The sequence below is a fragment of the Buchnera aphidicola (Aphis aurantii) genome (assembly GCF_039388985.1).
GTDB lineage: Bacteria > Pseudomonadota > Gammaproteobacteria > Enterobacterales > Enterobacteriaceae > Buchnera > Buchnera aphidicola_BL.
This window is the reverse complement of record NZ_CP135021.1, coordinates 392,754-412,018: the sequence shown is the minus strand read 5'-3', so window position 1 is coordinate 412,018 and position 19,265 is coordinate 392,754. Positions and strand designations below refer to the sequence as shown.

Genomic DNA, 19,265 nt, shown 5'->3' with positions numbered 1-19,265 from the left:
AATAGTATGATTGATATGAGTTTAAAAGTATTATCTAATGAAATAAAAATATCAGTAAAAGAATTAATAAAAAATTTTTTTGAGATTGGTATTTCTAAAAGTGAAAATGATTTAATTAATATTTCAGAAAAAAAAATTCTATTAAAACATTTAAGAAAAAAAGAAAATATTTCTGAAAATACTTTTATTTTACAAAGAAAAACTCGTAGCACTTTAAACGTTGCTTTAGCTGGTGGAAAAAATAAATCTGTTCAAGTAGAAGTGCGAAAAAAAAGAACATATACTAAAAGTAGTATACCAGAAGTTCATAATTTATTAAAAGATAAGGTACTAGCCCGAAATAAAGAAAAAAATTTTTTGAAATCTTTTTCAACCAAAATGATAAAAGAAAAAAATTTTAAAGAAAAAATTACTATTTTAGAAAAGAATACATTTAATAAAGATCACATAAATAAACTAAATCGATTAAATAATGCTAATATCCTCAAAAAAAATGAAAAAAAGAAAATTTTTAAAAAAAATGTAGATTTAAATAAATATCCATTAAATATAAAAAAAACAATAAAAGAAAATACAGAACATAAAAAATTTAAAGAAGAAAAAAAAGATTATAATTTAACTACATTTTTTCAAACTAATCTAGAGAATAATGACAATCATAATGATCTTGATAAAAGTAAAAGAAACTATAATAGAAATGTCAAAATCTATCGTCAAAAGAAAAACAACAAACATAACCTTAATAAAAAAGAAGAAAATAACACTTTTAAACATAAAAAAAACATTAAACAAAAAAATAAATCTCTTTTATTACAACAAATTTTTAAAAAACCAGCATCTTCTATTAATAGAGATGTAATTATTAATAGTACTATTATAGTTTCTGATTTAGCTAATAAAATGGCGGTAAAAAGCTCCGAAGTTATTAAAACAATGATGAATATGGGTATAATAGGTTCAATTAATTATTTGCTTGATCAAGATACTGCACAATTAATAGCAGAAGAAATGGGTCATAAAGTTATTGTACATAGAGAAAATGAATTAGAAGAATTAATAATGAAAGATCGAGATTTAGGTAATTCTACTGTTATTTTACGATCTCCAGTAGTTACAATTATGGGGCATGTGGATCATGGAAAAACTTCATTATTAGATTATATTCGATCTACAAAAATAGCATATAATGAAGCGGGTGGAATTACTCAAAATATTGGTGCTTATCATGTGAAAACAGATTATGGATCAATTACTTTTTTAGATACACCAGGTCACTCTGCATTCACTGGTATGCGTTCTAGAGGAGTTCAAATTACTGATATTGTTATTCTAGTAGTTGCTATAGACGATGGAGTACAACCTCAAACCATTGAAGCTATTCAGCATGCAAAAGAAGCAAATGTTCCAATTATAGTAGCGGTTAATAAAATGGATAAAGTAGGTTTTGATATTAATCAAATTAAAAATGATTTGACTAAACATAATATTATTTCGGAAGAGTGGGGTGGTGAAAATATATTTGTTTGTATATCAGCAAAAACTGGGAAAGGTATAGATGAATTATTAAATGCAATTTTATTGCAATCAGAAATGCTAGAGCTTAAGGCAATATCTACAGGAATGGCAGAAGGTGTAGTAATAGAATCTTTTCTTGATAAAGGTCGAGGTCCAATAGCTACTGTATTAGTTCAAAAAGGAAATTTAAAAAAAGGAGATGTAATATTGTGCGGTTTAGAATATGGACGCGTCAAATCATTGCGAAACGAAAAAGGTCAATTCTTAAAACATGCAGGACCTTCTATACCAGTAGAAATTTTGGGTTTATCTAAAGTTCCTTTTGCAGGTGATCAAGTAACTGTAGTACGTAATGAAAAAAAAGCTAAAGAAGTTGCGCATTATCGAAAAAGTAAATCTCGCGAAATAAAATTAGCAAATCAAAATAGATCAAGCTTAGAAAATATGTTTGAGAACATTAAAAAATCTAATTTTTCAGAATTAAAAGTGATTATTAAATCTGATGTTCAAGGTTCGTTAGAAGCTATTTCTGGAGCTTTATTAAAATTATCTACTGATGAAGTAAAAATTAATATAATAGGTTCTGGAATAGGTGGAATTACAGAAACAGATGCGTCACTAGCATGTGCATCAAATGCTATTATTTTAGGGTTTAATGTCCGAGCAGATGTTTCTGCCAAAAAAATTATTGAAACAGAACGTTTAGATCTTCGTTATTATTCTGTTATATATGATTTGCTTGATGAAGTAAAAACTGCTATGACAGGATTATTATCTCCCGAATATACACAAAATATTATTGGACTAGCAGAAGTAAGGAATATATTTAGATCGCCAAAATTTGGATTGATTGCAGGATGCATGGTAACTAATGGAATTATTAAAAAAAACAATCCGATTCATGTATTAAGAGATAATATAGTAATTTATGAAGGTGAATTACAATCTTTACGCCGTTTTAAAGAAGATGTAAATGAAATACGTAACGGAATAGAATGTGGTATCGGGATAAAAAATTATAATGATATAAAAATTGGCGATCATATAGAAGTTTTTGAAGTTAAAGAAATTAAGAGAATATTATAAAATTAAAATTTATAAATAAATTTATGTGTTTAAATATATATAAAATATTGGTAATAAAAGATGGAAAAATCATTTAGTCGATCTTCTAGAATAGCCCATGAATTACAAAAAAATATTGCAATTATTATACAATTTTTTCTTAAAGATCCACGGTTTAAAACTATTATTACAATATCTGAAGTAGTTGTATCTAAAGATTTATCTTATGCTCAAGTATTTATTAGTTTTTTAAAAAAAAATAATAATTTCAATTCAAAAAAAATATTAATTTTATTAAATAAAGCATCTGGTTATATTCGAAAATTGTTATGTCAAAAATTAAGATTAAGAATTATACCAAATATTGTTTTTTATTATGATGATTCTTTTGAAAAAGGTAATAAAATTTCTTTATTATTAAGTAAATTAACGAAAAATATTCATTAATAAAGGATGGTTTGATGTTTTTTTATAAAAAACGAAATATTGATGGATTTTTGTTGGTAGATAAACCTATAGGAATATCTTCAAATAATACTTTACAACAAGTAAAAAGTATTTTTAATGCAAAAAAAACAGGATATATTGGCACTTTAGACCCTTTGGCATCTGGTATGTTGCCAATTTGTTTTGGAGAAAGTACAAAATTTTCTTCTTATTTAAATAATTCTGATAAAAAATATAATGTTATTGCTAAGTTAGGTGAAAAAACGTCTACTTTTGATTCTGATGGAATTATTTTAAAAAAAAGAGTAATTTCATTTACAAGCATTGAATTAGAATGTGCTTTAAAAGAAATGACTGGTTCTATTAATCAATTACCTTCAATGTATTCAGCAATTAAGTATAATGGTATTCCGTTATATAAATATGCTAGAAAAGGATTAAGTGTTCCTCGGGATATCAGACGAATTAAAATATATGAACTCAATTTAATTGAAAAAAAAAATAATTTAATTGCATTGAATGTATTTTGTTCAAAAGGAACATATATTAGATCGTTGATTGATGATTTAGGAGAAAAATTACGTTGTGGTGCACATGTTATTTCATTGCGAAGAATTCAAATAGGATCACTTCCTTATTCCAAATTAGTTACGATACCTTATTTACAAGATCTTGCAAATAAAAAAAATATTAAAAAATTAAATCATTTGTTAATGCCTGTTGATGCTACTGTTTGTTTTTTCAAGAAAATATATCTTTCGAATAAACAGTCTTTACATTTTCAATTAGGACAAAAAATTAGTTTTAAGTCTGATATTCAAAACACTTTAGTTCGTGTTTTTGAAAAAGAAAAAAAAATATTTCTTGGATTAGGAAAAATTAATACTGAAGAAATATTAAGTCCTCATCGATTAATTTCTATGTAGTAATTAAGTTATTTTCTATTAAATTTAAGAATGACATGATATTATTTTTTAAATAATTTGACTAAATATTAGTTGAATATAATTTAAAATATATGAGGTATTAAATGTCTCTTAACATAATAAATACGAAAGAAAAAATTATAAAATACGGAAAAAATGATCAAGATAGTGGAAACACTGAAGTACAAGTTGCATTATTAACACATCAAATTAATCATCTACAGTTACATTTTTCTCAACACAAAAAAGATCATTCAAGTCGCCGAGGCTTGTTAAATATGGTTTCTAAGCGTCGTAAATTATTAAATTATTTAAAGAAAAAAAATATATCTCGCTACACTATATTAATTGAAAATTTGAATTTAAGAAGATAAAAATTTTTATATTATTAAGATTATAAAAATATTGTGAATCAATTTTTAGATATAACTTTTTTATAAAGGGCTTGATTAGCCCTTTTTTTACAGTTCTATTCAAATGTTTTTATTAATCAAATAAACTTATTTCGATTAAAAATAAATATTTAATCTATAATTAATCGATAATTTTATAAAATATATTGATATTTTTATTTTCAAATTATTTAATTTATAATTATTAAAAAAATTAATTTTATATTAAGGATATTATTTTGCTGAATCCCATTGTACGAAAATTTCAATATGGCCAACATACAATTACATTAGAAACAGGTATAATGGCTCGACAGGCAACAGCTGCTGTAATGGCTAGTATGGATGACACCGCTGTTTTTGTTACAGTTGTTGGAAATAAAACAATCCATTCTGGACAGAAATTTTTTCCTCTTACGGTGAATTATCAAGAAAGAACATATGCTGCCGGTCGAATACCTGGAGGTTTTTTTAGAAGAGAAGGTCGTCCAAGTGAAAATGAAATATTAACTGCGCGATTAATTGATAGACCGATTCGTCCTTTATTTCCAAAAGGGTTTTTCAATGAAATTCAAATTATTGCTACAGTAGTATCAGTTAATCCGCAGATTAATCCTGATATAATTTCTATTATTGGCGCTTCAGCTGCTTTAAGTTTATCTGGAATTCCATTCTATGGTCCAATAGGAGCTGCTAGAGTTGGATTAATTAACGATCAATATATTTTAAATCCTACTACTGAAGATATGAAATCTAGTTTTTTAGATTTAGTTATATCAGGAACTCAGAATGCTGTTTTAATGGTAGAAGCAGAATCAAAAATATTAAGTGAAGAACAAGTTCTTGGAGCGATCATTTTTGGTCATCAACAACAACAAGTAGTTATTAATAATATTCGTTCTTTATCAAATGAGGCTAGTAAGTTGCCTTGGATTATATCTTATCCTGAAATAAATACTACATTAGAATCTAAACTTGTAAAATTAATTGGAAAAGATATTAGTAATGCTTATCTAATATTTAATAAGCAAGAAAGATATGAAAAGTTAAATTGCATTAAAGATTATATTATCAAACTGTTTTTAAATGAAAATTCAAATATTGATATAAGCGAAATTGATGAAATTTTTCAAAAAATTGAAAAAAATATTGTTCGAAAACGTATATTAAATAACGAAAATCGTATTGACGGTAGAGAAAAAGATATGATTCGTGCATTAGATATTAGAACAGGTGTTTTACCTCGTACTCACGGATCTGCTTTATTTACTCGTGGTGAAACACAATCTTTAGTTTCTGTTACTTTAGGGACATCTCGAGATGCGCAAAATTTAGATGAATTATTAGGTGATAAAACAGATAATTTTTTATTTCATTATAATTTTCCACCTTACTCTGTAGGAGAAATTGGTATAGTTGGATCTCCTAAAAGAAGAGAAATTGGGCATGGTCGATTAGCTAAAAGAAGCCTTTTAGCAGTTATGCCTCAAATTGATCAATTTCCATATACTATTCGAATAGTTTCTGAGATAACTGAATCAAATGGTTCTTCTTCTATGGCTTCCGTTTGTGGTGCATCGTTAGCTTTAATGGATGCTGGAGTTCCAATAAAATCTGCTGTAGCTGGAATATCTATGGGTTTAGTTAAGGAGGGTGATAATTATGTTTTACTTTCAGATATTTTAGGCGATGAAGATCATTTAGGCGATATGGACTTTAAAGTTTCTGGTACTAAAAAAGGTATAACAGCATTGCAAATGGATATCAAAATAGAAGGTATAACGAATGAAATTATGCATATTGCTTTAAAAAAAGCGAAAGCTGCTAGATTACATATTTTAAATGTTATGCATCAAGCATTAAGTGTACCTAGAAAAGAAATTTCTGAATTTGCACCTAGAATTCATACAATTAAAATTAATCCAGAAAAAATTAAAGATGTAATAGGAAAAGGAGGTTCTGTAATAAGGATGTTGACAGAAGAAACAGGAACTATAATTGAAATTGAAGATGACGGAACAGTTAAAATATCTGCTGCTATTGGAGAAAAAGCGAAAAATGCAATTCGTAGGATTGAAGAAATTACGGCAGAAATTGAAGTTGGACGTATTTACTCAGGAAAAGTGACAAGAATTGTTGATTTTGGCGCTTTTATTGCCATAGGATTTGGAAAAGAAGGATTAGTACATATTTCTCAAATTTCTGATAAAAGAGTAGAAAAAGTATCTGATCATTTGAAACTAGATCAAATTATACCTGTAAAAGTTTTAGAGATTGATAGACAAGGACGTTTAAGACTTAGTATTAAAGAGGTAAAAGATTCTATTGTATCTAATAAATCTATAAATAATATTTTTATCTGATATAATTGTTTACAAATAAATTATTTTTTAAATAAAATTTTATTTTTTAATAATACAAATGTTTATATTTTCATAAAAAATAATATAATATTAAATATATAAATGACAATGTTATTATTGGTTTTATTTGATTTTTTTCTTGTTTAATAAATAGATATTAAATTTTTTAAAAATTTTTAATTAATTGCTAATATTTTGAATAAATTATTAGTAATAAATATTATTTATTTTATATCATATTTATTAAATTATTAATTGGAGCCGGTTCACACTTTTCAATGAGAATAAATAATATATATATTTTCATAATGAGCTATGTAGACTGGCCATTGTAACTTAAAAGGCATATCTATTGCATGACTCATACTGAAAAAACTTTTTCTTTTCTTGGTTTAAATTCGTTTATCATTAAATCTTTAAATGAAATGGGATATGTTAAACCATCTCCTATTCAAGAAGCATGTATTCCATTACTTTTGAATGGAAAAGATGTACTAGGAATGGCGCAAACAGGAAGCGGAAAAACAGCTGCTTTTTCATTACCATTACTACATAATTTAAAAATTGCTTTAAAAGCACCTCAAATTTTAGTATTAGCGCCAACAAGAGAATTGGCTGTGCAAGTAGCTGAAGCTTTTTCCGTTTTTTCCAAATATATAATCGGAGTACACGTATTACCTTTATATGGAGGACAAAGATACGAATTACAATTACGTGCATTAAAACAAGGGCCTCAAATTGTTGTAGGGACTCCAGGGCGTTTATTAGATCATTTGAAAAGAGGAACTTTAAATCTTTCAAATTTACACTCTTTAGTTTTAGATGAAGCAGATGAAATGTTAAGAATGGGTTTTATAGAAGATGTAGAAACAATTATGTCTAAAATTCCTAAAGAACATCAAACTGCTTTATTTTCAGCAACTATGCCAGATGTAATAAGACGTATTTCTAAAAGATTTATGAAAAATCCTAAAGAAATAAAGATTATATCTAATGTAACTACACGACCAGATATTAAACAAAGCTACTGGATGGTGTATGGTAGAAAAACAGATGCGTTAATTCGTTTTTTAGAGGTAGAAGAATTTTCTGCTACAATTATTTTTGTTAAAACAAAAAATGCTACTTTAGAAGTATCTGAAGCATTAGAACGGCACGGATATAATAGCGCAGCTTTAAATGGAGATATGAATCAATCGTTACGAGAACAAACATTAGATCGCTTAAAAAACGGAAGATTAGATATTTTAATTGCTACAGATGTTGCTGCTCGTGGTTTAGACGTTGACCGAATTAGTTTTGTTATCAATTATGATATTCCAATGGACTCTGAATCTTATGTTCATCGTATAGGACGTACAGGTCGAGCAGGTCGAGCAGGTCGAGCATTATTATTCGTTGAAAATCGTGAACGTCGATTGTTACGAAATATTGAGCGTACAATGAATCAATCTATTCCAGAAGTACAGTTACCAAAAATTGAATTACTATGTGAAAAAAGGATTCAACATTTTGCAAAAAAAGTGCAACAACAACTTGAAAGTAAAGATTTGAACGAATATATAGAGTTATTAGATAAGTTATATTCTTCTGATGATTTGGATATTAAAACTCTTGCAGCAGCTTTGTTGAAGATGGCTCAAGGCGGTCGTCCTTTAATTGTTAAAAAAGATTTATTAAAACGACCTATTCGAGAAAATTTTTTTAAAGATGATCGTAGACGTGAAGACAATAGAAATTATCGATATCGTCGTGATCGAAAAGATATCAAAGATATAGATGTATATCGTATTGAAATTGGTCGTAATGATGGGATTGAAGTTCGTCATATAGTCGGTGCTATTGCTAATGAAGGAAATATAAATAGTCGAAATATTGGAAATATAAAGTTATTTTCTTCATATTCTACTATTGAATTACCTAAAGGATTATCTAAAGAATTATTACAACATCTTACAAAAACTAGAATTTTAAATAAATCGACAAATATAAAATTATTAAAAGATTTTAAACATTATCAGAATAGATTGTATAATAATCGGCGATTTTCTGAAAATCGTTTGAATAAATCTCATTCGATTAAAAATGAAATAAAATCATCTTTTCCACGTCGTAAAAATGTTTAATTTTTTATGCCGCTTCGCGGCATATTGAATTTTTATAAATTATTGAAATAATTTTAATTTTTATTTTTTTTATATGCAATCGCTTCTATTTCAATTTTAACATTTTTTGGTAATGCTTGTACTTCTACACAAGATCTTGCAGGAAAAGAGGATTTATTTTCTAAAAAAAAATTCTTATATATCTCATTAATAATTTGAATGTTTTTTAAGTTAATTGTAAAAATTGTTATTTTTATGATATCTTTTATTTCATATTTTGATTCTTGAAGAATACATTTAATATTTTTTAATGCTATAAATGTTTGCTTATCAATATTATCTGGTATCATTCCAGATTTTATGTCAATTGGTATTTGTCCAGATGTAATTAAAAAATTATCGAATTGTATAGCTTGTGAATATGGTCCAATGGGATAAGGAGCATTTTTTGTATTAATAATCTTCATAAGTGCACCATGATTTGAATAAAATTTTATTATTACGTTGACTATGATAAAACTATGTTTTTAGAAAATTCTTTTTCACAATATTGGCATTTTAAATTCATGCTATTTAATTTTTTTATAAAAATAAAACTAGAATTAATGCTATTGTTATGACTAACACAATTACTATTTGGACATACTAAAATACGATCTATTTTTTTCGGTAACTTTGGAAATATTTTACCTACTAAATTATATTGATCAATATAGTTTACTGTAGCACAAGGTGAATATATAGCCAATTGATTAATTTGATCTGCACTTAAAAAAGTATTTTCAATTTTAATAATGTCTTTCTTACCTAATTTTTGAGAAGGCAAGTTTAATCCGATAGTAATTCGATTTTCTGTTTCTGTAAATCTAAATAAAGATAAAAGCTTAAAACCTATTTGAGAAGGAATATGATCAATCACGCTTCCACATTTTATAGCTTCTACTTGAAGCTTATTTATTTGCATATTTTTTCTTATTTAAAAATGATTTTCTATTAACACTAATGATAGTATTGCTTGACGTGCATAAATACCATTTGCAGCTTGCTTAAAATACCAAGCATAAGGTGTTTTATCAACATCATAATCAATTTCATCTATGCGAGGAAGAGGATGTAATATTTTTAAATTATTACGAGCATTTTTTAAGGTTTTGGTATGTAATATAAATTTTGATTTCGAATTTGCATATTCAGTAGATTCAAGTCTTTCTTTTTGAACACGTGTCATGTAAAGAATATCAATTTCAGAAATAATTTCTTCTATATTTTGACATCTTGTACAGCTAATTTGATTTTCTAAAAGCATATCATTAATATAACTTGGCATAGTTAATGCATCAGGTGAAATAAAAAAAAACTTGTTTTTTTTATATTTTGCTAATGCTTGCGTTAAAGAATGTACTGTTCTTCCATATTTTAAATCACCTACCATTGCAATATTTAATTCATTAAGTCGATTTTGTGTTTCCTTAATGGTAAATAAGTCTAATAATGTTTGAGTGGGATGTTGATTTGATCCATCTCCAGCATTAAATATTGGTATACTATTAGAAAATTCTGCAGCTAAACGAGCAGAACCTTCTTGTGGATGTCGAATAATAATAGCGTCTACATATGAACTAATTACTGAAATAGTATCTTCTAATGACTCTCCTTTCTGTGATAAAGATATATTGTTTCCATCAGAAAAACCTATTATTGAAGCACCTAGCCGATAAATGGCAGTTTCAAACGATAAACGTGTACGAGTAGATGCTTCAAAAAAACAGCTAGCAATAATTTTATTTTTTAATAAGCCAGGTTCTGGTTTTTTTTTCAGAATAGCAGATTTTTTTAAAACTAATTCTAATTCGTCACGTTTAAGATCATTAATTGAAATTATATTTTTTTTATATAAAGAGTTTCTCAACTTCTAAATTCCTTGATTATAGATAAAAAAGTAGTTGGCATGATTTTTATAAATAAGATGAGAAACAGTTAACAAAGAATTTTGTATAAATCATATTTTATTTTAAATTAATTTTTTTAATAAGACTAGATATAAGAATAGCTTTTATAGTATGCAATCTATTTTCTGCTTGCTCAAAAATAATTTGTTCATTTTTTTGAAAAATATTATCTGTGATTTCTATTCCATCTTGTAAATTATATTCTTTTAATATTGATTTTGCTAGAGTGTTTTTTTTATCGTGTAAAGCAGGTAAACAATGTAATACTTTTACATTTGGATTATTGGTCATATTTATCATATTTTGGTTCACTTGATAATTTTTTAATAATACTATTTTTTCTTTCCACGTTGTTTCTGGTTCTCCCATAGAAACCCAAACATCTGTGTAAATAAAATCTACATCTTTTACACCTTCTTTAATATTCTCAGTGCATGTTATTTTGCTCGTGTTTTTTGCTTTATTTTGACATTCATTTAAAATGTTTTTTTCTGGCCAATATGGTTTAGGAGAAATTAAACGTAAATCTATTCCTAAAATAGATGCAGCTTCTAATAAAGTATTTGCTATATTATTATGAGAGTCTCCTATATATGCACATTTTATTTCAAAAAATTGTTTTTTTTTGAAAACTTCTTTCATTGTCAATAAATCCGCAATTATTTGAGTGGGATGAAATTTGTCTGTCAATCCATTCCATACAGGTACATTAGAGTGTTTTGATAAGGTTTCTATAACACTATGATCATGACCTCTATATTCAATTCCATCATATAATCTAGAAAGCACTTTGGCTGTATCTTCAATTGATTCTTTTGTTCCAAAATGAGTACTACCTGGTCCAAGGTAAGTAACATGTGCACCTTGATCAAAAGCAGCTACTTCAAAAGAACATCTTGTACGAGTTGATTCTTTTTCAAAAATTAAAGCAATATTTTTTTTTTTCAACAATTGAATTTCTTGATTATTTTTTTTTATTTTTTTTAATTTTTCAGATAATATAATAATATTTTCTAATTCTGTATTAGAAAAGTCTAGTAATCTTAAAAAATGACGTTTATAAAGATGCTTCATAACTTAAATTCTCTTTCAAATTAGATAAAAATTTATATATAAATATGATATTAATATAAATTATATTAATATAAATAAAAAAGATATCATGAATATGATTACAATTTAAGACATTAATAGCAAATAGTATATAATATTTGATTATTTTTAAGATTTTTATTTTATTTTTATAAAATTATTTATATTATACACTTTCAAAAAAAAATAAAATTATTGAGATATATTATGAAATTTTTTATTAAAAGTATTGATTTACCGAAAGAAAAAACAGATTGTATAATTTCTGGTATTTTTGAATGTGATCAATTAACAGTTTCTTCTAAAAATTTAGATAATTATAGTAATGGTTATATTAGTAAATTAATTACTCAAGGAGATATTAGTGGAGAAATAGGAAAAACTTTATTATTATATGATGTTCCAAACATTATATCCAAAAGAATATTATTAATAGGATGCGGGAAAAAAAGTAGTTTTAATTCAAATTCTATTAGTGCAATTCTACGAAACAGTATTAAAACACTAAATAAGCGATCTATTAAAAATATTATTTTTTCTTTCACTGAATTAAATTCTTGTAATAATAGTACATATTGGTTTATTCGAAAAATAATCAGTTGTATTAAAAAAGAAATTTTTACAATAAATACGTTTTTAAAAAAAAAGGTATATTTACATTCTATTACGTTTAATATAACAGATAAAAATTTTTTTTCATCAGCTCAAATTGCTCTAAAACACTCTTTAGCTATTGATTTAGGTTTAACTGCTTCAAAAAAAATTGGTAATTTACCTCCTAATATTTGCAATCCATTGTACTTGTCTTTACAAGCGAAAGAACTATCTAATAGTTATAAAAATAATATTAGTGTGAATATTGTTGATATAAATGAAATGAGAAATTTAGGAATGCATGCCTATTTAGCAGTAGGTTCTTCATCTAAAAACAAACCATATATGTCTGTAATTCGATATTCTAGAAAAAATATTGTTGATAAGAAAACTATTGTGTTAGTGGGAAAGGGATTAACATTTGATTCTGGAGGGATTTCTCTTAAGCCATCAAAAAAAATGCATGAAATGAAATATGATATGTGTGGTGCTGCGGCTGTATATGGAACTTTAATTATGGCTGCCGAATTAAATTTACCTTTAAATATTATTGGTGTTTTAGCTGGATGTGAAAATATGCCAGGAAGTTCTGCTTTTAGACCAGGGGATATTTTAACTACTATGTCTGGTAAAACAGTAGAAGTTTTGGATACAGATGCTGAAGGACGTTTAGTTTTATGTGATGTTTTCAAGTATATTGAACGTTTTTCGCCCGATATAGTGATTGATATTGCCACTTTAACTGGTGCATGCGTTGCAGCATTAGGACATTATGTAACTGGGTTATTTTCAAACAATAAAGATTTAGTTGATAATTTAGAAAAAGCTTCTAAAGAAACAAATGATAAAGTATGGAGATTACCTTTATTTCAAGAATACGAAAAAAATATTAATTCTAATGTTGCTGATTTTTCAAATATTGGTAGTGGAGGCGCTGGCGCAATAACAGCCGCTTGTTTTTTATCACAATTTACAAAAAAATACCATTGGGCTCATTTAGATATTGCTGGAACTGCTTGGGAATCTGGTATAAACAAAGGATCTACAGGTCGTCCCGTAGAGCTTTTATCTCAATTTTTATTAAATATATCAAATTATAATAAATATTAAATAATATAAAAATCATTTAACGAGAAATATTACTTTTACATAAAAAGTGATTAAATAAAATGGAAAAAACTTATAACCCTAGAGATATTGAAGAGCCTTTATATAATTTTTGGGAAAAAAATGGATATTTTAAACCTAATAACGATGTAACTAAACCATCGTTTTGTATTATGATGCCACCTCCTAATATTACTGGAAACTTGCATATGGGGCATGCATTTCAACAAACTATTATGGATATATTAATTCGTTACCACAGAATGCAAGGAGAAAATACACTGTGGCAAGTCGGAACAGATCATGCTGGAATTGCAACACAAATTCTAGTTGAACGGCAAATATATCTCGAAGAGCACAAAACTAAAAAAGATTATAAAAGAGATGAATTTATTCAAAAAATATGGTCTTGGAAAAATAAATATAATTTAATTGTTACCAATCAAATAAGACGTTTAGGTAATTCTGTTGATTGGGATCGTGAAAAATTTACTTTAGATCCTGATATCTGTAAATCTGTTAAAGAAGCTTTTATTATTTTTTATAAGAATAATTTAATATATCAAAAAAAAAGATTAGTACATTGGGATTCAGAACTAGAAACAGTTATTTCAGACTTAGAGGTAGAACATCGACCAATAAAAAGTAAAAAATGGTTTATAAGATATCCTATTATTTGTGATCACGAAAAAAATAATAATCAAGTTAAATATTTAATAGTTTCTACTACTCGACCTGAAACTTTATTAGGAGATACAGCGATCGCTGTTAATCCAAAAGATAAAAATTACAATAAGCTTATTGGTCAATTTGCCATATGTCCCTTGGTTGATAGAATTATACCTATTATTGGAGATAAATATGCCGATATAGAAAAAGGAACAGGTTGTGTAAAAATTACACCAGCACATGATTTTAATGATTATAAAGTAGGTTTAACCCATCGATTGCCAATGATAAATATTTTTACTTTTAGTGGAAAAATTAAAATTAATTTTGATGTTTATGATTATGAAGGAAATAAATCAAATATTTATAATTCATTAGTGCCAACTAAATTTCAAAATTTAGATATTCTTTCTGCAAGAATTAAAATTGTGAATGAAATAAAAAAAATAGGACTTTTGGACAAAGTTGAAGAATGTGAGGTAATTACGCCTCATAGTGATCGAAGTGGTGTTATAATTCAACCTATGTTAACTAATCAATGGTATTTAAAAACCTCAAAATTAGCTAATTTAGCAATTTCTGCAGTTAAAGATAAAAGAATTAATTTTATTCCTTCCCAATATGAAACTATGTATTTATCTTGGATGAATAATATTGAAGATTGGTGTATATCACGTCAATTATGGTGGGGACATCGTATTCCAGTTTGGTATGATAATCAAAAAAATATATATGTTGGATATGATGAAGAAAGAATACGAAAAGAATACAATATACCAAATGATGTCATATTGACTCAAGAGCAAGATGTTTTAGATACTTGGTTTTCTTCTGGTTTATGGACTTTTTCTACATTAGGATGGCCTAAAAAAACAGCATTTTTAAAAGTTTTTCATTCTACTAATGTTTTAGTGAGTGGTTTTGATATCATTTTTTTTTGGATTGCTAGAATGATAATGTTAACTATGTCTCTCGTTAAAGACAAATCTGGCGTATCTCAAGTGCCTTTTAAAAATGTTTATATTACAGGTTTAATACGTGATGAAGAAGGTCAAAAAATGTCAAAATCCAAAGGTAATGTAATTGATCCTTTAGATATGATAGATGGTATTTCATTGGCTGAACTAATTAAAAAAAGAACAAATAATTTATTACAACCAAAATTATTAAAAGAAATAAAAGAACGTACTATAAAACAATTCCCTAACGGTATTAGTCCAACAGGTACAGATGCACTACGTTTTACATTTTGCGCTTTAGCTTCTAATACACGTGATATTAAATGGGACATGGGGAGATTAAAAGGATATAGAAATTTTTGTAATAAACTTTGGAATGCTAGTCGATTTGTTTTAATGAATACAAAAAATCATCATTTTTTTGATTTCTCAATAAATAGCAATATGTTATTTATTAATAAATGGATTTTAATAGAGTTTAATAATACAGTAAAATTATACAGAGATGCTTTAGATAGTTATAGATTTGATATTTCAGCAAATATTTTATATGATTTTACATGGAATACTTTTTGTGATTGGTATTTGGAATTTGTTAAATTAATTATTAAATTTGGTTCATTTCAAGATTCATATTTTACAAAAAATGTTTTAATCTATATTTTAGAAAATCTTTTAAAATTATTACATCCAATTATTCCTTTTATTACTGAAACTATTTGGCAACGAGTAAAAAAAATTAAAAATATTAAAGAAAAAACAATTATGCTTCAGTCTTTTCCGGAATATAATGATTCGTTATATGATGAAGCAGTTTTATTTTATATGAGTTGGATAAAAAAAATTATTATTTTTATAAGAAATATTAGATCTGAAATGAATATTAATTCTAAAAAATGTTTATCGTTATTTTTAAAAAATGTTTCTTTAGATCAGAAAAAAATTATTCAAGAAAATTTTTTGTTTTTTAAAAACATGCTGTATTTAGATAAGATTCAAATTGTTTCTAAAGAATATAAAGAACCTTTATTATCGATAAAAAAAATAATTGATAAAGTAGAAGTATTTATTCCTTTAACTAAAGTGATAGATAAACGAACTGAATTAAAAAGATTAAATAAAGAAATAAAACATATAAAGTTGCAAATTTTATTTGTAAAAGAAAAAATTTTAAATAAAAATTTTTTGCGTTATGCTCCCCAACATATTGTACAAAAAGAAAAAGAAAAACTAAAAAATTTAAATTCAATTTATTTAAAATTATTCGATCAAATCAAAATTTTTAATCATTCACTTGATGAGTATTAATAATGATTTATTTGTTATTTAAATATTTTTTTCCCTTAAAATAGTATAGGTTTATTATGTCAATGTTATATAATTGTTTTTCAAAAAAAGAACTAAAAAAAAATATATTATTAACAAACCAACCTCGTTTAATTCTTTCATTTTATAAATATTTTTGTATTCAAAATCTTAAAGAATTTAGAGATAAAATTTATAAAAGTTTTTCTCAATATAATATACTAGGTAGAGTATATATATCGCATGAAGGAATGAATGCTCAAATTAGTATTCCAACTAATATGTATTTAATATTTAAAAAATTTTTATATCAATTGCATCCATTATTAAATAATTTATACATTAATAAAACATTTAATGTTAACAACACAAGTGCATTTTGGCTTCTTTCTGTAAAAATTAAAAAATATATTATAAATGATGGTATTACAGATTCTTTATTTAAATTTGAGAATGTTGGAATCTATATTGATGCAAAAACAGTGAATCTTATGTTGAATGATAAAAAAACAATATTTATTGATATGAGAAATTCTTATGAATATAAAATAGGTCACTTTCCGAATGCATTGGAAATTAAAAGCAAAACATTTCGAGAGCAATTAAGAAATTTAATAAAAATTATGCATGATAACAATAAATATGAAAATATAGTAATGTATTGCACAGGTGGAATTCGATGTGAAAAAGCAACATCTTGGATGATATTTAATAAATTTAAAAATGTTTATCATATTAAAGGTGGAATAATTGGATATGTGAATCAGGCAAAAAAAAACAAATTACCTATTTTATTTAAAGGAAGCATGTTTGTCTTTGATAATCGAATAAGTGAAAAAATATCAAAAGATATTATATCATTTTGTAAACAATGTAATCAACCTTCAGATAATTATGTAAATTGTTGTTTTAGTTTATGTCATTTATTATTTATTCAATGTAATAATTGTTCAATTAATTTTAAAAATTGTTGTTCTATAGATTGTATGAAAAATATATAAAATTTTTTATTTTTTATTTGTGTTGCTTTCTAAATTTTCCCAATATATTATTTGTTTTTCTAGTTTCTTTTCTGCTTCGTTTAATTCATTAATTATCGGTAATTTATGAATAATATTTTGTTTAAAAAAGTTAGGTTGATTTATTTGATTCTGTAGCATTTTAATATTTTTTTCTATATTTTCAATTTGATTTAATGTTTTTTTTATTTCTTTTTGAAGTTGATTTTTATTTAATAAGTCTGTTTTATTATTGAATATTCGTATATTATTTTTCTTTTTATTTTTGTTAACTTTTTTTACAGTTGATGCATTATATTCTCCTAAGTGTTTGGTAATTAATCCATTTTCTTTAAATATCCAATATTTATTCACTGTATTTTTAAGAAAATATCTATCATGACTTACTATAATCACGGTTCCAGAATATTGAATAATAATTTCTTCTAAGATTTTTAATGTATCTAAATCTAAATCATTTGTTGGTTCATCAAAAATTAATACATTATTTTTTTTTAAAAATAGTTTAGCTAAAAGAAGTCTGTTGCATTCTCCACCAGATAAAGTTTTGACTAATCGTTTTATTTCATGGGGTTTAAATAAAAATTTTTTTAAATACCCTATTACATGTTTTTCTTGACCATTAATCAATATTTTATCATATCCTTCATTTACATTATCTACAATAGATTTTTGAGAGTTTAATATCGATCTATTTTGGTCGAAATATGCTATTTTTAATTTTTTTGATGCATAAAAATTTCCTTTTTGAATTTTATTTTCTCCTGTAAGTATTTTAATCATAGTGCTTTTTCCAGAACCATTGTTACCAATTAATCCTATTTTATCACCATATTGTATTATTTCTGAAAAGTTTTGAATAATATTTTTATTGTTTATACTAAAATTTATATTTGTTAATTTAAAAACTATTTTGCCAGAATAATCTTTAATTTCATTAATTTTAATATTATTAAATTTTTCTACTTTTCTATAATCTTCTTTTTCTTTTCTTAATGTTATTAAATTTTTTACTCGTCCTTCATTTCTGGTGGCACGTGCTTTTATTCCTTTTTTAATCCAAATTTCTTCTTTTTCTAATTTTTCATCAAATAATCTTTGTTTAACTTTTTCAATATAATTATTTTGATTTTTAAATTGAATAAATTTTTTATAACTCCCTGAAAAAGATATTAGTTTTCCACGATCAAGATCAATAATTCTTGTGCATATGTTGTCAATAAATGACCTATCATGTGATATAAAAATAATACTACCAGAAAAATTTTTTAAAAAATTTTCTAACCATTGAATAGTATTAATATCTAAATGATTAGTAGGTTCATCAAGTAGCAACACGTCAGGTGTATCTATTAAAGCAGCGCCTAATGCAATTTTTCTTAGAAATCCACCAGATACTTCTGAAAGTAAAGTATTTTCTTTTAGTTGTAACATTGTAATAATTTTTTTTATTTGTATAGTTTCATGAGTATTAATTTCTTTAAATTTTTTTTTAATAAATTCAAAAATAGAAATATTTGTATGATTTAAATTTTCTTGCGATAAATATGATATTTTAATATTTTTTCTATAAACTACAGATCCTTTATCTAGATCTTGTTTTTTATTAATTACTTTTAACAAAGTTGATTTTCCAGCTCCATTTTTCCCAATTAAGCAAACGCGTTCGTTTTCATTAAGATAAAAAGAAGCGTTTTTTAATATGTCTAAATTACTAAATGATAAATAAGCGTCTTGTATGCTAATTAAATTCATATT

General features: G+C 25.2%; 13 protein-coding genes and 2 pseudogenes. 10 read left to right on the top strand and 5 right to left on the bottom strand.

Features of this window, described 5'->3' with window-relative positions:
- Nucleotides 1–6: 6 nt before the first annotated feature.
- The 7 genes and pseudogenes from RJT32_RS03115 to RJT32_RS01875 all read left to right on the top strand — a co-directional run.
- A pseudogene (locus RJT32_RS03115) lies at nucleotides 7–294 on the top strand (translation initiation factor IF-2 associated domain-containing protein); the annotation flags it as partial.
- Nucleotides 295–537: 243 nt separating this feature from the next.
- Nucleotides 538–2,601 (top strand): annotated as a pseudogene (gene infB, locus RJT32_RS01900) (translation initiation factor IF-2); the annotation flags it as partial.
- 60 nt (nucleotides 2,602–2,661) lie between these two features.
- Complete coding sequence (rbfA, locus tag RJT32_RS01895) at nucleotides 2,662–3,027, top strand: 30S ribosome-binding factor RbfA (RefSeq protein WP_343154067.1); 366 nt, start codon at nucleotides 2,662–2,664, stop codon at nucleotides 3,025–3,027.
- 14 nt (nucleotides 3,028–3,041) lie between these two features.
- A complete protein-coding gene (gene truB / locus RJT32_RS01890) occupies nucleotides 3,042–3,953 on the top strand; it encodes a tRNA pseudouridine(55) synthase TruB (protein ID WP_343154066.1) in 912 nt (303 codons plus the stop codon).
- Between the two features lie 104 nt (nucleotides 3,954–4,057).
- Entirely contained in the window at nucleotides 4,058–4,327 is a 270-nt protein-coding gene (rpsO, locus tag RJT32_RS01885; protein WP_343154065.1) for a 30S ribosomal protein S15, read from the top strand.
- A gap of 257 nt (nucleotides 4,328–4,584) precedes the next feature.
- Nucleotides 4,585–6,708 carry a polyribonucleotide nucleotidyltransferase gene (gene pnp / locus RJT32_RS01880; RefSeq protein ID WP_343154064.1) on the top strand — a complete coding sequence of 708 codons (2,124 nt, stop codon included), beginning with the start codon at nucleotides 4,585–4,587 and terminating at the stop codon, nucleotides 6,706–6,708.
- 356 nt (nucleotides 6,709–7,064) lie between these two features.
- Nucleotides 7,065–8,834, top strand: coding sequence for a DEAD/DEAH family ATP-dependent RNA helicase (locus RJT32_RS01875; RefSeq protein WP_343154063.1), 1,770 nt, complete (start codon nucleotides 7,065–7,067; stop codon nucleotides 8,832–8,834).
- A 53-nt stretch (nucleotides 8,835–8,887) separates the two neighbouring features.
- Here the strand turns inward: RJT32_RS01875 and RJT32_RS01870 are convergent, their stop codons facing one another.
- The 4 genes from RJT32_RS01870 to argF all read right to left on the bottom strand — a co-directional run bounded on the left by RJT32_RS01870 (nucleotide 8,888) and on the right by argF (nucleotide 11,836).
- Nucleotides 8,888–9,280 (bottom strand): Rid family detoxifying hydrolase, encoded by a 393-nt coding sequence (locus RJT32_RS01870; RefSeq protein WP_343154062.1) that lies wholly within the window; start codon nucleotides 9,278–9,280, stop codon nucleotides 8,888–8,890.
- Nucleotides 9,281–9,321: 41 nt separating this feature from the next.
- Nucleotides 9,322–9,777: an aspartate carbamoyltransferase regulatory subunit gene (pyrI, locus tag RJT32_RS01865; RefSeq protein ID WP_343154061.1), complete on the bottom strand. Its 456-nt coding sequence runs from the start codon at nucleotides 9,775–9,777 to the stop codon at nucleotides 9,322–9,324.
- Between the two features lie 12 nt (nucleotides 9,778–9,789).
- On the bottom strand, nucleotides 9,790–10,722 hold the full coding sequence (gene pyrB / locus RJT32_RS01860; RefSeq protein WP_343154060.1) for an aspartate carbamoyltransferase: 933 nt from the start codon (nucleotides 10,720–10,722) through the stop codon (nucleotides 9,790–9,792).
- Between the two features lie 97 nt (nucleotides 10,723–10,819).
- Nucleotides 10,820–11,836 carry an ornithine carbamoyltransferase gene (gene argF / locus RJT32_RS01855; protein WP_343154059.1) on the bottom strand — a complete coding sequence of 339 codons (1,017 nt, stop codon included), beginning with the start codon at nucleotides 11,834–11,836 and terminating at the stop codon, nucleotides 10,820–10,822.
- A 225-nt stretch (nucleotides 11,837–12,061) separates the two neighbouring features.
- Here argF and RJT32_RS01850 point away from each other — a divergent pair, with 225 nt between their 5' ends.
- The 3 genes from RJT32_RS01850 to RJT32_RS01840 are packed head-to-tail and all read left to right on the top strand — an operon-like array spanning nucleotide 12,062 to nucleotide 17,489.
- Nucleotides 12,062–13,558 carry a leucyl aminopeptidase gene (locus tag RJT32_RS01850; protein ID WP_343154058.1) on the top strand — a complete coding sequence of 499 codons (1,497 nt, stop codon included), beginning with the start codon at nucleotides 12,062–12,064 and terminating at the stop codon, nucleotides 13,556–13,558.
- Between the two features lie 59 nt (nucleotides 13,559–13,617).
- A complete protein-coding gene (locus tag RJT32_RS01845) occupies nucleotides 13,618–16,491 on the top strand; it encodes a valine--tRNA ligase (protein WP_343154057.1) in 2,874 nt (957 codons plus the stop codon).
- A 56-nt stretch (nucleotides 16,492–16,547) separates the two neighbouring features.
- Nucleotides 16,548–17,489, top strand: coding sequence for a rhodanese-related sulfurtransferase (locus tag RJT32_RS01840; RefSeq protein WP_343154056.1), 942 nt, complete (start codon nucleotides 16,548–16,550; stop codon nucleotides 17,487–17,489).
- 6 nt (nucleotides 17,490–17,495) lie between these two features.
- Here RJT32_RS01840 and RJT32_RS01835 read toward each other — a convergent pair whose 3' ends face one another.
- Nucleotides 17,496–19,262: an ATP-binding cassette domain-containing protein gene (locus tag RJT32_RS01835; RefSeq protein ID WP_343154055.1), complete on the bottom strand. Its 1,767-nt coding sequence runs from the start codon at nucleotides 19,260–19,262 to the stop codon at nucleotides 17,496–17,498.
- Nucleotides 19,263–19,265: the final 3 nt, after the last annotated feature.

What these genes read in the sequence shown, in the direction of transcription:
- rbfA (WP_343154067.1), top strand. Translation starts at nt 2,662, where the DNA reads ATGGAAAAATCATTTAGTCGATCTTCTAGAATAGCCCATGAATTACAA.
- truB (WP_343154066.1), top strand. Translation starts at nt 3,042, where the DNA reads ATGTTTTTTTATAAAAAACGAAATATTGATGGATTTTTGTTGGTAGAT.
- rpsO (WP_343154065.1), top strand. Translation starts at nt 4,058, where the DNA reads ATGTCTCTTAACATAATAAATACGAAAGAAAAAATTATAAAATACGGA.
- RJT32_RS01875 (WP_343154063.1), top strand. Translation starts at nt 7,065, where the DNA reads ATGACTCATACTGAAAAAACTTTTTCTTTTCTTGGTTTAAATTCGTTT.
- RJT32_RS01870 (WP_343154062.1), bottom strand. Translation starts at nt 9,280, where the DNA reads ATGAAGATTATTAATACAAAAAATGCTCCTTATCCCATTGGACCATAT.
- pyrI (WP_343154061.1), bottom strand. Translation starts at nt 9,777, where the DNA reads ATGCAAATAAATAAGCTTCAAGTAGAAGCTATAAAATGTGGAAGCGTG.
- argF (WP_343154059.1), bottom strand. Translation starts at nt 11,836, where the DNA reads ATGAAGCATCTTTATAAACGTCATTTTTTAAGATTACTAGACTTTTCT.
- RJT32_RS01850 (WP_343154058.1), top strand. Translation starts at nt 12,062, where the DNA reads ATGAAATTTTTTATTAAAAGTATTGATTTACCGAAAGAAAAAACAGAT.
- RJT32_RS01845 (WP_343154057.1), top strand. Translation starts at nt 13,618, where the DNA reads ATGGAAAAAACTTATAACCCTAGAGATATTGAAGAGCCTTTATATAAT.
- RJT32_RS01840 (WP_343154056.1), top strand. Translation starts at nt 16,548, where the DNA reads ATGTCAATGTTATATAATTGTTTTTCAAAAAAAGAACTAAAAAAAAAT.
- RJT32_RS01835 (WP_343154055.1), bottom strand. Translation starts at nt 19,262, where the DNA reads ATGAATTTAATTAGCATACAAGACGCTTATTTATCATTTAGTAATTTA.